This window comes from Gelatiniphilus marinus (assembly GCF_042684345.1).
Classification (GTDB): Bacteria; Bacteroidota; Bacteroidia; order Flavobacteriales; family Flavobacteriaceae; genus Gelatiniphilus; species Gelatiniphilus marinus.
This window is the reverse complement of record NZ_JBHULK010000006.1, coordinates 147326-162814: the sequence shown is the minus strand read 5'-3', so window position 1 is coordinate 162814 and position 15489 is coordinate 147326. Positions and strand designations below refer to the sequence as shown.

Sequence of the window (15489 nt, the reverse complement as noted above, 5' to 3'; positions counted from 1 at the left end):
AAAATAAATTAAAATCATGTTAAAAGAACTTGTTGCCTTAGCGGTTTTACTGCCAACCATCTTTTTTGGGCAACACACTATTAAAGGCACCTTTACACCAGCTCAAGATTATAATATAGCCTTGTTATACAAAGTAACTCCCACGGTTTCAGAATATATTACAAACGCAGAAATTAAAGAAGGCATCCTAGAATTTAAATTAGATTCTACAGTAAGCAAAGGCATGTACAGAATTGTGTATGCCATTCCGCAAGAAGATTATAATTTCGATCTTATTTACAACGGAAAGGAAGATATAGAGTTTACGTTTAATTCTGAAACCGGTATCGATTTTAAATCTTCGACTGAAAACAAATTACTTGAATCTTACACCAATAGCATGTCTATGATAACCCATAGCATCGGTAAATTTTACAGAGAAGAAAGTAAAGATACACTGGCTTTAAAGTCTATTTTTAATACCCAGCGCGAAGCACAATCTAGTTTTGAGACCTTAGCCAAAGCAACCATAGCACTAGAATTTATTAAAGCAAACCGTCCCTATATTCCCGATACTTTTCAGGACGTAAAAACCTATGTAAGCAATTTAAAAGCCCATTATTTCGATAATCTGGATTTTAACAACAAAATTTTGCAAAGCTCTAATTTTTTTGACGAACGGATGCTAAATTACGTCTTTGGGATGTCATCTGATAATACAGATGAAGTTACCAATTACAAAAACAACATCGATGTATTTTGCAACGCCATGAAGCAGGCCCCAGATAAAATAAAACGCGTCTTGTTAGTAGATTTGTGGCAACAAATGGCAGATTTAGGATTCGAGAATGTAGCCAACTATATCGCAGAAAGCTATTTGATAGAGATAGCAAAAACACTAAATGACCAAGAATTGATTGATGGATTGTTACTTTTTAAAAGCCTATCCATAGGAAGTAAAGCACCAGATTTTTCTTTTGAAATTACAGAAAACAACACTGTTACCACAAAAAAATTGAGCGAATTAGATACAGCCCAAAATTACATTATCCTGTTTTGGAGCAGTACCTGCTCGCACTGTTTAGACGAAATACCACAATTGCAAAACTTTTTAAAAACCCAAGAAACAGGAGCATTACAAGTTATTGCCATAGGACTAGAAGAAGAGCCTTATAGATGGAAAGACCTCACTTACGATTTCCCCGATTTTATACATATTTACGGCCAAGACAAATGGGACAACCCCATTGGCAACAGTTATGCTGTAACAGCAACACCAACCTATTTTGTATTAAACAAAGCCAAAAACATTATTGCAAAGCCAGAAGATCTTGAGGTTTTAAAAGGTTTGTTTGAAACGGAATAATTAATTAACCTGAGTTCGATAAAACTTATCCAATTTTTTTAATCTATTAATATTTGGTTTGGTTGGGTAGAAGGCATTAGCCACTAAACCAAAAATTAGTTTGGTAATAAAGTTTAACCTTGAATTGTTTTTTTTCTTTTGTAATGGTACGCACTTATTGCGGTAAAATACAAAAAGGAAATACCAGAACATATCCCTAAACAACAGATAAATATAGAGATAACCCTTGCAGTACAAACTTACTTTGTAATTTCACTAACAAGTTATAAGATAAAGTATCAATAAACTAGAACGGCACTCAGGGTTTCTGGTTGATGTAAAAATGCTTTAAACAGCGGCAAACCAAGACCAAAGTAGTGATAACTTCGCTATCGTTTATTTTATATTTTCTGTTCTTCATTTTATAGAATTATTGGGCATTGTGTTTTGGTTGAGAATTTAGTTTTATACTTACAAAAATAATCTACGGTATAAAAAAATCGAGTAATTTTATCATTAGAAATCATAAGCAGAATAACGAGTTAGAATGTTTAAAACCAAAACCAAACACACTAATTGTCCTGTTTTTTTCACAATAAAAATATATTTTTAATACGTTGAACGCTATTAATTAATGCGCCTCCAACCAATTGTTGCCTATATCTAAATCTACTACCAACGGAATTTCCAATTTATAAGCGTTTTCCATTTCGGTTTTAATCAAGGTTTTCATGGTTTCAAGTTCGGGTTTATAAACATCAAAAACCAATTCGTCATGGACTTGCAGTAACATTTTGGTTTTGTAATCGCCTTCTTGTAGTTTGTTATAAATATTAATCATGGCAATTTTAATAATGTCGGCGGCACTACCTTGAATGGGCGCATTTACGGCATTTCGTTCGGCAGCGCCACGAACCACCGCATTTCTGGAATTAATATCTTTTAAATAACGGCGACGCCCCAAAACGGTTTGCACATAACCGTTATCGCGGGCAAAATCGATTTGCTCGTGAACATAACTTCGCAGTTTCGGATAGGTGGCATAATAGGTGTCAATCAATGCTTTGGATTCGCTTCGTGATAAATCGGTTTGATTGCTCAGTCCAAAAGCTGAAACGCCATAAATAATACCAAAGTTTACAGTTTTGGCGTTGCTTCGTTGCTCACGGGTAACTTCGCCCAAAGGCACATTAAACACTTTTGAAGCTGTTGAAGCATGAATATCCTCACCGTTTTTAAAGGCCTCAATCATGTTTTCTTCTTTGCTCAAAGCCGCAATAATGCGCAGTTCTATTTGAGAATAATCGGCAGCCAACAAGGTGTAATTTTCATCACGGGGAATAAACGCTTTTCGTACCTGTCGCCCGCGTTCGGTACGAATAGGAATGTTCTGTAAATTAGGGTTATTACTACTTAAACGCCCCGTTGCTGCAACGGTTTGCATATAATCGGTGTGCACCCTTCCCGTTGTTGGTTCTATTTGAAGCGGTAAGGCATCCACATAAGTGCTTTTTAATTTTGCCAATCCACGATACTCTAAAATATTCCGAATAATGTCGTGGTCTTTGGCGAGATAGGATAAAATATCTTCGCCCGTAGCATATTGCCCCGTTTTGGTTTTTTTGGGTTTATCAACCAACTTTAGTTTTTCAAATAAAATAACACCCAATTGTTTGGGCGATGCAATGTTAAATTCCTCGCCAGCTTCGGTATAAATTTTTGTTTCTAAATCTTTTATATCCGTATTTAATTGCTCCGATAGCGAATGTAAAAAGTCTTTATCCAAATTAATGCCCTCTAATTCCATGGCAGCCAAAACGCGTAGTAGCCGAATTTCAATCTCGTTAAATAGCCTTTGTGTGTTGGCTTCGCCCAATTCTTTTTCAAAATGCTCTTTTAATTGCAGGGTAATATCGGCATCTTCAACGGCGTATTCGGTTTGTTTTTCCAGCGGCACCTCGCGCATCGACAGTTGGTTTTTGCCTTTTTTACCAATCAGTTCGGTTATCGAAATGGGCGTGTAATTCAAATAGGTTTCGGCCAGCACGTCCATATTGTGCCGCATATCCGGGTTAATCAGGTAATGCGCCAACATGGTATCAAACAATTTGCCATTTACACTTACATTGTATTTTGCCAAAACCTTAATGTCGTATTTTAAATTCTGACCGATTTTTTCAATCGATTCACTTTCAAAAAATGGCCGAAGTTGTTCAATAAGTTCTTGCGCTTCATCCTTGTTTTCCGGGAACGGCATGTAAAAACCTTTGCCCACTTCCCAGGAAAATGCAATGCCCACCAATTCTGCCGTCAACGGGTTTAAGCCTGTGGTTTCGGTATCAAAACACACCGAAGTTTGGTTCATTAAATTTTTAATAAACAGTTTTATTGCCATTCCCGAGGCGACACTTTGGTAAAAATGCGACGATGTTTCCGAGGTTTTTCGGGTGTTGTTTGTTGGTGCTTCCGCGGAATTGTCTTCTGCTCCAAATAGAGAAAATTGACCAGCTCCAGCAGATTTAACTTGTTTTGGTGTGCCTTTTGTTTCCGTTTTTTCTGAAGCTTTTTCGGGTGAAGACTGAGCAGTTTCCGTTTCAGATGAAAACGTTTTTAAAAAATTATCGGTCAATCTCCTAAACTCCAATTCCTGAAATATTTCTTTAACCTTCTCAACATCGGGGTGATCCAGCTCAAAATCTTTGGCATTAAACGTTACCGGAACATCTAACATAATGGTTGCCAATTGTTTAGAGAGCAATCCCAGTTCGCCATTGGCCTCCACTTTTTCTTTCATCTTGCCCTTAAGCTTATCGGTATTGGCCAATAAACCTTCCATACTGCCAAATTCTTTAATAAATTTTTTGGCCGTTTTTTCGCCAACGCCTGGCAACCCGGGAATATTGTCGCTGGAATCGCCCATCATTCCCAAAAAATCAATGACTTGCATAGGGTTTGTTACTTCAAATTTTTTCTGCACTTCGGGGATGCCCCAAGTTTCGTAACCACCACCAAATACAGGGCGGTACATAAAAATATTTTCGGTCACCAATTGTGCAAAATCCTTATCGGGCGTTACCATAAAGGTTTGGTAGCCTTCTTTTTCCGCTTGGCGGGACAGGGTTCCAATAACATCATCTGCCTCGTAACCTTCTTTAACCATAATGGGAATGTGCATGGCTTTTAAAATCTCGTAAATGTACGGAACTGCTGTTTTTATACCTTCGGGCGTTTCATCCCTGTTGGCTTTGTAGGCTTCAAACATTTCTACACGGTCTGCGCTACCGCCTTTGTCAAAACAAACGGCCAAATGGTCGGGGCGTTCGCGTTTAATTACATCCAAAAGGGAGTTCATAAAACCCATAATGGCCGAAGTGTCTTCGCCTTTGGAATTGATTCGCGGATTTTTTATAAAAGCATAATACCCGCGAAAAATCAAGGCATAGGCATCGACAAGAAAAAGACGTTTTTGGTCTGACATTTTGATTGTTTTTTTTTGAAGATGATAAAACTACGAAACTATTTTTGATTTACGAATTTGGGTTTTGAGTAATCGTAATATTGCAATATTACGATAATAAAATGTTGCTTAAAGTTTATTATGTGTGTTTTAGATTTAAAAACTTTACTGGTAAAACCATTGGTAAGTATTAGAAGCCATAAAGCTGTTTAAGCCCAAGACATAATGTTTGTGTGCCTTTTTGGAGCCATTTTGATATTAGCTGATGCTTGGTTACTAAACCACCTTTTTTTGCTTTTAAATTTATAAACTGTTAATTTAACAAAATCTTAAAAAAAACCGACTGTAGTTAGGCTAGCTCATGAAAACCGAATTTTATAATATGTATTGCCATGATTAAAAAAACGATTTTTGTTGTGCTTTTAATCATTTTAGGGATTTTACTTTATTTAAACCCTAATTTCGAGACCATATCTGCCGGTGTTGCCATTTTGCTGTTTGGTATGATTATGTTGGAGGAAGGTTTTAAGGTTTTTACCAAAGGCCCTCTGCAAAACCTCTTAAAAAAAGCAACCAATAAATTGTACAAAAGTATTTCTGTAGGAGCTTTTGTAACGGCTTTAATACAATCCAGCTCTTTGGTTTCGGTAGTTACCATTTCTTTTATTAGTGCAGGTTTAATTACTTTGGCTCAAGGCCTTGGGCTAATTTTTGGCGCTAATATTGGTAGTACGGCCACAGCGTGGTTGGTGGCAGGTTTCGGACTAAAAATAAAAATTTCTGCCTTGGCAATGCCCATGCTTGTTTTTGGGGTAATCTTTACCTTTCAAAAAAAAGAAACACTTAAGGGCATTGGCAATATTCTTGCTGGCTTGGGCTTTTTCTTTTTGGGCATTTATTTTATGAAAGAGGGTTTCGATGTTTTTAGCCAACATATAGATTTAACTCAATACGCCGTACCTGGATTTTATGGCGTAATCCTGTACACCGGCATTGGCATTTTAATAACTATTATATTGCAATCTAGTGCAGCTACGTTGGTATTGGTTTTAACGGCTTTGGCGGCTGGACAAATAGAATACCAAAATGCGCTGGCGCTTGCCATAGGCTCTAATGTAGGTACAACCATTACTGCTGTTTTGGGCTCCTTGGGCTCTAATATTGCTGGTAAACGACTGGCAGGGGCGCATTTAATTTTTAACCTTGTAACGGGTATTGTTGCCTTGGTTTTAATTCATCCTTTAGCTAATTTTGTAGATAAATTATCAGAAATTATACATATTGGTAAAACAGATTTCACTTTAAAGTTAGCCCTGTTCCATACCATATTCAATGTTCTTGGGGTTATTATAATGCTTCCGTTTATAAAAAAACTAGAACGGTTTCTATTAAAAATAGTTAAAGGAAAACTGGATAAGGACAAAGATGTAGATGAGCCAAAATATCTTAATCCCGCAGTGCTTGAATTTCCTGGAACTGCTATTTCGGCATTGATAAACGAATCTAAATACCTTTTTAAAAACAGTGTTTTTGAAATTGTTGCCCATGCTTTGAATATTCATAGAGAAGACATAAAATCCAATGAAAAAGTAAAAGCCATAGTAGAAAAATCTCAAACAGATTTTAAAACCGATATTGACGATTTATACTATTCTAAGGTAAAATCCATTTATGGCCAAATTATTAAATACGCCTCAACGGCACAAGGGAGTTTAAAACTTAACAACAAGCAAACCAAAACCATTACCGATATTAGAATTGCCAACAGAAAAATGGTAGAGATAATTAAAGAAGCCAAAGAGTTAAACAAAAACTTGAGACAGGCATTAAATTTAGATAATATTTATTTGCAAGAAGAATACAACAGCTACAGAAAAAAGCTAACCAAGGTTTTAAGGCTTATTTATTTGTTTAGAACAGAAAACGGCTCGACCCACAAGCATGCCCAAAAACTAAAACACTTAAAAAAACAAGCCACGGCTAACGTAAGGCAAAGCAATGAATCTATTGATAAATTAATAAGGAAAAACTTAATTACTCCAGAAATGGCTTCGTCTTTGTTTAATGATTACGGCAATGTAAACGATATGATAAAAAAACTTATTTACGTTGCCCAACTTCTTTATGGCTGAAACGGTACTATTGCAGAAAACGAAGATTAGCCCAACATGTCTTATTTAAAACAACTAGTGCTGCGATAAAAAAACCACCTCAAATCGAAGTGGTTTATTTTGTAGCCAAACAACTTTGATTGTAATCCTTTTAATAGCTTTTAAAACCTTGTAGGCGTTAAATATTATCTTTTTTATCTACTATGTTTAAGGCTTCTTTTACAGGGTCTTCTATAATATTAATGGTTGCAGGTTCTACAGAGGCATCGTGCGAGTTGTGGTATTCCTCTAAAAGGTTCATGGTAGCTGTTAATAAATCTTTGGTTTCTATTAACAAGCTAAAATATAGGCTTGTGTTTTTCGGGCTCGATTCTTCTGTTCGCGTTCTAGCTACTTGCTTAACAATTTTATCGGTTACCAAATCGAACACTTCTTTTTTACGTGCTATAATGTTCTCTATTTGCTCGAAAGAATGCGAGTTAAAGGCTTCTTTGGTCTCGGTAAATAAGCTTTCTAAAGAATCGTCAATTTCCTTGAGTTCCCTAATCTGGCTAAACTTAAGCTTTTTATGGTTGTTGTTAATGTGTTTATGGCTTACTTTAGAGATGTAGCCTAAAGACTGAACAATATCTTCTAAATAGCCTAAAATATTAATATAAAAACTGCTGGCTCTTAAGCTGGTTTCGTCTAGGTTTTTAATGAAATAGAAAATGTTATCGCGTAGGTTATCTACTTCATCAGATAGTTTTGCCACCTGTTTTTTGTTCTTTTTAAGCAAGGTTAAATCTTGTTTGCTCAATCCTTTTATGGCGTTACTGTAAATTCTATTACCGCGTTTTACAACATTGGCTATGTTGTCTGCGCTTTCAAGTATAACACCTTGAACAGATCTGCTACCCGTTCCTTTTAGGCTGTCCTCGGCAGCTACTTCTTTATTTTTATTGTTATGTGCTATGGTACTTCTTATTAACAGGGCAATGGCTATTAACAATAAAATAGGGAACATCACTTTTACGTTTAAATTTAAAAGGTAAGCCACTAAAGCCGCAGCACTAAAGGCACTAAAAGCGGTAAAAAACCAACCACCAATTACGTTTAGCACACCTGCAACACGATATACGGCACTTTCTGCGCCCCATGCCCGATCTGCTAAAGAGGTGCCCATGGCAACCATAAAGGTTACATAAGTTGTAGAAAGCGGTAATTTGTAAGACGTTGCAATTGAAATTAATACGGCAGCAACCATTAGGTTAACGGCGGCCCTTACCAAATCGAATGCAGGAAGGTCTTTTGCCTTGTCCTTGGATACTTTTACCGTTGGGACTTTAAATTGCACATCTATTTTATCTTGCCATGATTTGGGAAGCATGTACGATGACATTTGAGACATTAACATGGCAAACCGTACAAATCCGCGCGATAAAAAATTGGGTTGAAAACGTTCTTGGGTTTCGCCTTGGCTCGATAGGTCTAACGAGGTTTGTACCACTTTTTTGGCTTTAGTGGAAAACCATAAAGTTAATACCATAACCATTCCCGCACCAAAGAGCAACCAGTTGTTTGTTGGTACTTTTTCGGCCAATATATCCATTGGAAAATTACCGGCAGCAATTCCAGAGGTTGTCCACACGGTAAAGGCATTGTAAGCTGCTACCGGAACTCCAATAAAATTTACCAAATCGTTACCTGCAAAAGCCAAAGCCAGGGCAAATGTGCCCACTATAATGATAAGTTTGTAAATATTGGTTTTTAAAAAAACAATAACCCCATAAGATAGCAAGAACCAAAAAACCAAACTTGAGGCTACTATAGCTAAAACCTGGTGCTCTAAAAAAGTAGTTAGGGTTTCGCCATTAAGAATCTCAAACGATTCTTTAGCGTACGATGTACCTTTAAGGCCTTTCATGAAAATAAAGTAGGTAATTGCCGTTAAAGCAATGCCACCAAACAAGGCGCCAACCCAAGCAGCTTTCTTTTCAAAATTATAAGATAACAATAGTCTGGCAACCCATTGCACAAAAGCCCCAATACTAAATGCGACGACTACCGAGAGCAGAATGCCAAATATAATCTGGGAAGCTTTTGATGTGTTAATGTAATTAATAAGATCGATAAAACTGCCCCCATCGGCGCCAATTTTTATTAAAGCCATGGCAACCGCAGCTCCCAATAGCTCAAATACTATGGATACGGTTGTTGAGGTTGGCATTCCAACAGAATTGAAAAAATCCAATAAAAGAATATCTGTTATCATGACGGCCATGAAAATAATCATGATTTCACTAAACATAAATTCTCCAGGATTAAATATGCCTTTTCTTGCCACTTCCATCATACCGCTAGAAAAAACGGCGCCAACAGCAACACCAACGCTGGCAACAATCATAATGGTTCTAAACGAAATAGCCTTCGATCCTATGGCAGAATTTAAAAAGTTTACAGCATCGTTGCTCACGCCTACCACCAAATCGGCAATGGCCAAAAGCGCCAAGGCTATAATCATGTACAAGTATATGTTTTCCATAATTTAGTTTAAATTAGTTTGCAAATATCTTTAGTCTTTGGTTTTGTAATGTTACCTAATTGTTATCTTTTTAAAAATGAATATCGAATTGTAATCGCCACATTAATTCGTTATTTCCGCCTTTAACTTCTAAATGGCTTATATCGGTCTGTACTTTTAATTTATGGCCAACTATATATTTTGAAACGCCAAAGGTATATTGGCTTTCCGGATTTTTACCCGTAATACTTTGGTTTAATTCTACATGGGTGTAACGTCCAGAAACCTCCCAATTGTTTTTGCACAAAACCCCGGTTTGAAGATTTATGCCTTTGCCAACCTGTACCTTATCGCCGGTTAATGTGCCATCGGAGTTTTTGGCAAACGGGTCTTTGGCGTCCCTGTTGGCATATTCGGCCATAAAAGAGAAGCCTTTGTACTTAAACATGGCATCTATAAATAGGGTATTTATATTGGTTTCAAAAAAACCATCGCCATCATCAATAGCCATATAAGCCCCCTGATTGCTTCTGTTTTTTACTGCATTATTGTTGTGGTCGTAACTTAGTCCCAAAGCCAATTTTGGTGTTTGCTCTTTTATTAAATCGGCTCCCGAGTAATCGCCTTTACCTGTAAAATTTCCAAAGGGTAGTAACTCAATACGGCCGGTGTATTGATGCCCGCCAAGGTTTCCGGTAGTAATATTTCGGCCTTCGCCCTGTGCAAGAGAAAATATTTCTTTTACAACAAATTTGTCTGATAAGTTAAATGAATGTATTAATTGAAAGCCCAAATCCCTATCGATGGTAAAGCGGCTGTTTAAAAGCGACCTGCCAACTTGTTGAAGATTCCCCGAAGAGATAATACGCTCTCTATTTCCAGGGAGTTTGGTTTGCCCAAACCAAAGCTCGAAACCCGGAGCAAAATTCCATTTAACTACAGCATGTAAAATATACCGAGGCGCATTGCTTGTAAATGGAGAAGCACCCGAAATATCGCGGTTAGATAAACCCAACTCTAATTTGTACTTAAGTTTTGGGCTTAGGGCATAACCGTCAAATTTTAAACGTGCACGGCGTATTAAAAAATTAGATGCGTTACTTTCGCCATCTTCCCAATTAGAAGTAGCCAGAAACTGCATTCGTGCCCCAATTTTCATGGTCCAAGAGCTATCTTGACCTACTAAGTTAAAAAGACCTTTCCCGAATTTAGGAGATTTTATTTCTTGAGAATGAGAAGACAGTATTGCAAAAAAAACTATTGCAAGCCCTATAAATTTAAGTTTCATTATTGTCTATTGGTTTTTGTCGGTGCAAATAACCAAAACCAATGTTAACTTAATGTTTCCTAATGATTAAATAAACAATTAAAAAGCCAATTATAATGATGCGGCGTTTTTAAGTCTGTTTTTATCGATTTTACTTATCTTGCTTGCTCATAATTTTTAAAATGAACTGGGAACAACTACTATCTTTAAAACGCGCAGGCGATACCAATAAACGCATCAGGAAAGAGCAGGACGAAACACGTTTGGGCTTTGAAGTTGACTACGATCGCATCATATTTTCATCAGAGTTTAGAAGTCTTCAAGACAAAACCCAAGTTATTCCGTTGTCTAAAACCGATTTTGTGCACACCCGATTAACCCATAGTTTAGAGGTTAGTGTTGTTGGCCGTACTTTGGGTAGGCGCGTAGGGCAAAAACTATTGGAAAAGCATCCGCATTTACAAAACGTTTATGGACATCAAGCAAACGATTTTGGAGCCATAGTTGCAGCGGCAGCATTGGCCCACGATATTGGCAACCCACCGTTTGGGCACTCGGGCGAAAAAGCCATTGGTGAGTTTTTTAAAACTGGAGAAGGGCAAAAATTCAAAAATCAATTAACCGATAAAGAGTACCAAGATTTATGCGACTTTGAAGGCAATGCCAACGGATTTAAAATTTTAACCCAAAACAGAGCAGGACGACCAGGTGGTTTGCGCTTAAGTTATGCCACACTTGGCGCCTTTACAAAATACCCAAAAGAGTCGTTGCCCACAAAACCAACAAACTATATTGCCGATAAAAAATACGGATTTTTTCAAAGTGAAAAAGAAGCGTTTACAGATGTTGCAAAAGAACTGGGATTATTAAAAAGAAGCGAAAAGCACATGAGCTTTTCGCGGCATCCGTTAGCGTTTTTGGTTGAAGCAGCCGATGATATTTGTTACACCATTATCGATTTTGAAGATGGCATTAACCTTGGATTGATACAAGAAGAGTTTGCGCTGGAATACCTGTCGAAAATTATAAGAAACACCATTAAACCAGAAAACTATTATGCGCTTTCAACCAAAGAAGACCGTGTGGGTTATCTTCGTGCACTCGCCATTGGGTCGTTAATTAACGAGGCCGTCGATGTGTTTATGGCAAACGAAAACGCTATTTTAAATGGTAGTTTTAGCTGCGCCCTGTTAGATAAAAGCCAATACAGCGCCCAAATAAAAGACATTATCAAAATAAGCGTAGAAAACATATACCAATCTACCGAAGTTATCGATAAGGAAATTGCAGGTTACGGCGTTATAAGCACCTTGTTAAGCACCTACACAAGTGCTGTAAACAACATGTTTAACAACACGGCTTCTAATTACAACAAACTTATCTTAAAAAGTTTACCAAAAGTCATTGAAACCAACAAGCCAACTTTGTACCAGCGTTTAATGCGGGTGTGTTGCCACGTATCGTTACTATCAGACAGCAAAGCCATTCTTGAATATAAAAAAATAAAAGGTATAGAATTCTAGCTTATTGCATAGTGGTTTAGCACCAATAACTTTAAAAAAAGATTAATTAAACTCTTAAACTAAGTGTTTATTTGTTTTTATTAATATGGCAATTAACTTTTAGCCTTTGTCTTTCTTCAAGTAAAAATCCGATTGATAATTCTCGTTTTTTCCATCTTGATACTTCGTCATGCTAAACCATTCATGTATAGAATACGACCCCGTTTTACCTTGTTTATTAACAGCAATATAGCCCACCTGAAAATTTTTATAATTGCTATTTGGTTTGCTTACAATTCTGTTAATAGCTTCTTCGCAGGCTTGTTGAGGCGATTTCCCTTGGCGCATTAATTCTACCACCAAAAAGCTGCCTACTGTTTTCACAACCTCTTCGCCCAAGCCAGTAGCAACAGCAGCACCAACTTGGTTATCTACAAACAAACCCGAACCGATTATTGGCGAATCGCCTACACGACCAGCCATTTTATAAGCCAGCCCACTGGTTGTACAAGCTCCGGAAATATCGCCGTTTTTATCAATGGCAAGCATGCCAATGGTGTCGTGGTTTTCTATATTTATAATGGGTTTATATTCTTTCTCAACAAGCCACGCTTCCCATTCTTTTTTAGATTTCTCGGTAAGTAGGTTTTCGCGTTTCATGCCATTTTCTACAGCAAATTGTTCGGCACCCTTTCCGGCTAGCATAACGTGCGGCGTATTTTCCATTACTTGTCTGGCCACAGTAATAGCGTGTGTAATGTTTTGCATATAAACTACGGCACCGCAATCACCTTCTTTATTCATTATGCAAGCATCAAGCGTAACGTTGCCATCTCTATCGGGTCTGCCACCTTTGCCAACAGATTGGTTTTTTACATCGGCTTCTTCAACCCTTACGCCTTGTTCAACAGCATCTAAAACCGAGCCTCCTTTTTGCAAGACCTCCCAAGCTTTTGCTGTAGCGTTAGGTACATTCCAAGTGGCAATTACCAGGGGTAGCGAAGCTTTTGTGTTTGCCGTAAGCGCTTTAGGTTTTTCTTTTTTGTTTTCGTTACAGCTTAATAACGAGCTTCCTACGGCAACACCTACGCCCGTTAATGAGGCATTTTTAATAAAGTTTCTTCTTTTCATTAAAATGATTTTTTTATTTCCGCGAAATCTTTAGATTCATGAATTCTTTATCATTAAAATAGTAAACAATGCATAAAGCGAAAATATTACTTAGATTTTTTGCTTAATTTTGGCTTCTAATATACTAAAAATGTTACTGGAAATTTGTGCCAATTCGTATCGCTCTGCAATTCATGCCGAAAATGCTGGAGCCAACCGTATTGAGTTATGTTCTGAACTTGCCATTGGAGGAATAACACCAAGTTTTGGACTATTAAAAAAAGCAACCGATACGCTTAAAATACCCGTATTTGTCTTAATTCGTCCGCGAAGCGGAAATTTTACCTATTCCGAGGACGAATTTGATATTATGAAAAACGATATTTTACAATGCAAAGCTATGGGTTGTAGCGGTATTGTTTCAGGGGTTTTAAATGAAGACAATACCATAGATATGGAGCGAACACAAGCTTTAATTCAACTCGCTAAACCTTTACCATTTACATTTCACCGCGCATTCGATTGGGTTAAAAACCCTTTAAAAGCGATTGATGAACTTACTGATTTGGGAGCAGATAGAGTGCTAACTTCCGGACAGCAAACCAGCGCGCTAAAAGGCATAGAATTACTAAAACAGCTGAACGAAAAAGCTAAAAACAAACTAACAATACTTCCCGGTGGTGGTATTAATGCTGAAAATGTTATTGAATTTAAAAATGCGGGTTTTAATGAGATACATTGTTCTGCCTCAACACTAAAACAGGTTATTGCTGCACCGAAAATTTCTATGAATAGCCATGCTTTTTTTGATGAGCGCATTGTTGCGTTTTCAGACCCTGAAAAAATATCGAAAATCGTAAAGGCCATAAAACAGTAGAAATTTAACATGTTGTTAAAAGTTCTCCGCTTGTTTTACAACTATCTTTGCAATACTTTTAAACTCATGGTATGTCGCGTTGGATCATTACACTTTTAATAGCATCTCTTTTATTTGTTTTTATTGAGTTTTATGCTTTTCAAGCGTTAAAAACAATAACAAAAAACAAATACATTAAATGGGTTTGGATAATTTTGGCTGTTGTTGTTTACGGCAATTTTTTATACACCATTTTATCAACCCCACGAAGCGCAGGGCAAACCAAGGCGTTTCAGCTTGCATTTGGGTTGTTGCTCACGTTTTTAATACCTAAATTGGTTATGCTTGCTGTTATGTTTGGCGAAGATGTGGTGCGGGTTATTCAAAAAATGATTTCGGTTTTTTCAAACGGAGAAACCAAACCACTTAACGGTAGGCGCGAATTTGTATCTAAACTTGCCTTAGGGTTGGCAGCCATTCCTTTTGCATCATTTTTGTATGGCATTGTTAAAGGCCGCTATAATTATAAGGTTTTAAAATATAAATTAACTTTTAAAGATTTGCCAGATGCTTTTAATGGCTTAACCATTACACAGATTTCCGATATTCATGCAGGTAGCTTTACAAGCAAGGAAAAAGTGCAGTACGGTATAGATATGATTAACGAACAAAAATCGGATGTTATTTTATTTACAGGCGATATTGTAAACAATAAAGCTACCGAAATGGACGATTGGATAGAAATGTTTAAAAAGTTGCAAGCACCGTTAGGTAAGTTTTCGGTTTTGGGAAACCACGATTATGGCGATTATACCAAGTGGAAAGCTACAGCAGAAAAGAAAAACAATTTCCAGGCCATAAAAGAGGTACACCCAAAAATAGGATTCGATTTATTGTTGAACGAAAATCGGGTTTTAGAAAAAGACGGACAGCGAATTGCCATTGTTGGAGTAGAAAATTGGGGGAAAGGCTTTAACCAATCTGGAGATTTGAAAAAAGCATCCAAAGGTCTTGAAAAAGAAGATTTCAAGATTTTAATGACCCACGATCCGTCGCATTGGGAATATCAAGTTAAAAACGACAATTTTAATTACCATTTAACATTAAGTGGGCACACCCATGGTTTGCAAATGGGTATTGAAATCCCTGGGGTTTTTAAATGGAGCCCGTCGCAGTACGTCTATAAACAATGGGCAGGATTGTATAACGAATTTGGTAGGTTTATAAATGTTAACAGGGGCTTTGGTTATCACGCATTTCCAGGTCGTGTTGGTATTTGGCCAGAAATTACGGTTATAGAACTTGAAAAAGGGGCGGCAAATGCCTGATTTTTTAGATCTGAGAGGCCGTAACTGTTAT

General features: G+C 37.1%; 9 protein-coding genes. 5 read left to right on the top strand and 4 right to left on the bottom strand.

Annotated elements, in window-relative coordinates:
• Nucleotides 1-16: 16 nt before the first annotated feature.
• Nucleotides 17-1345, top strand: a complete 1329-nt coding sequence (locus ACFSQS_RS13660) for a TlpA family protein disulfide reductase (RefSeq protein ID WP_388020041.1) — start codon at nucleotides 17-19, stop codon at nucleotides 1343-1345.
• 610 nt (nucleotides 1346-1955) lie between these two features.
• Here ACFSQS_RS13660 and polA read toward each other — a convergent pair.
• Complete coding sequence (gene polA, locus ACFSQS_RS13655) at nucleotides 1956-4802, bottom strand: DNA polymerase I (RefSeq protein ID WP_388020038.1); 2847 nt, start codon at nucleotides 4800-4802, stop codon at nucleotides 1956-1958.
• Nucleotides 4803-5173: 371 nt separating this feature from the next.
• Here polA and ACFSQS_RS13650 point away from each other — a divergent pair, with 371 nt between their 5' ends.
• The gene (locus ACFSQS_RS13650) at nucleotides 5174-6913 is read left to right on the top strand and encodes a Na/Pi cotransporter family protein (protein ID WP_388020035.1); all 1740 of its coding nucleotides are present in this window, start codon (nucleotides 5174-5176) and stop codon (nucleotides 6911-6913) included.
• Nucleotides 6914-7070: 157 nt separating this feature from the next.
• Here the strand turns inward: ACFSQS_RS13650 and ACFSQS_RS13645 are convergent, their stop codons facing one another.
• Nucleotides 7071-9416: an inorganic phosphate transporter gene (locus ACFSQS_RS13645; RefSeq protein WP_388020032.1), complete on the bottom strand. Its 2346-nt coding sequence runs from the start codon at nucleotides 9414-9416 to the stop codon at nucleotides 7071-7073.
• 70 nt (nucleotides 9417-9486) lie between these two features.
• Nucleotides 9487-10683 (bottom strand): porin, encoded by a 1197-nt coding sequence (locus ACFSQS_RS13640; RefSeq protein WP_388020029.1) that lies wholly within the window; start codon nucleotides 10681-10683, stop codon nucleotides 9487-9489.
• A gap of 161 nt (nucleotides 10684-10844) precedes the next feature.
• Between ACFSQS_RS13640 and dgt the strand changes: the two genes are divergently transcribed.
• Nucleotides 10845-12185, top strand: a complete 1341-nt coding sequence (gene dgt / locus ACFSQS_RS13635; RefSeq protein WP_388020026.1) for a dGTP triphosphohydrolase — start codon at nucleotides 10845-10847, stop codon at nucleotides 12183-12185.
• 99 nt (nucleotides 12186-12284) lie between these two features.
• Here the strand turns inward: dgt and ACFSQS_RS13630 are convergent, their stop codons facing one another.
• Nucleotides 12285-13295 carry an isoaspartyl peptidase/L-asparaginase family protein gene (locus ACFSQS_RS13630; protein WP_388020023.1) on the bottom strand — a complete coding sequence of 337 codons (1011 nt, stop codon included), beginning with the start codon at nucleotides 13293-13295 and terminating at the stop codon, nucleotides 12285-12287.
• Nucleotides 13296-13425: 130 nt separating this feature from the next.
• On the opposite strand from ACFSQS_RS13630, the gene ACFSQS_RS13625 reads away from it, so the two are divergent.
• Together ACFSQS_RS13625 and ACFSQS_RS13620 are read left to right on the top strand one after the other, a co-directional pair.
• The gene (locus ACFSQS_RS13625; protein ID WP_388020020.1) at nucleotides 13426-14151 is read left to right on the top strand and encodes a copper homeostasis protein CutC; all 726 of its coding nucleotides are present in this window, start codon (nucleotides 13426-13428) and stop codon (nucleotides 14149-14151) included.
• 71 nt (nucleotides 14152-14222) lie between these two features.
• Complete coding sequence (locus ACFSQS_RS13620) at nucleotides 14223-15458, top strand: metallophosphoesterase (protein ID WP_388020017.1); 1236 nt, start codon at nucleotides 14223-14225, stop codon at nucleotides 15456-15458.
• Nucleotides 15459-15489: the final 31 nt, after the last annotated feature.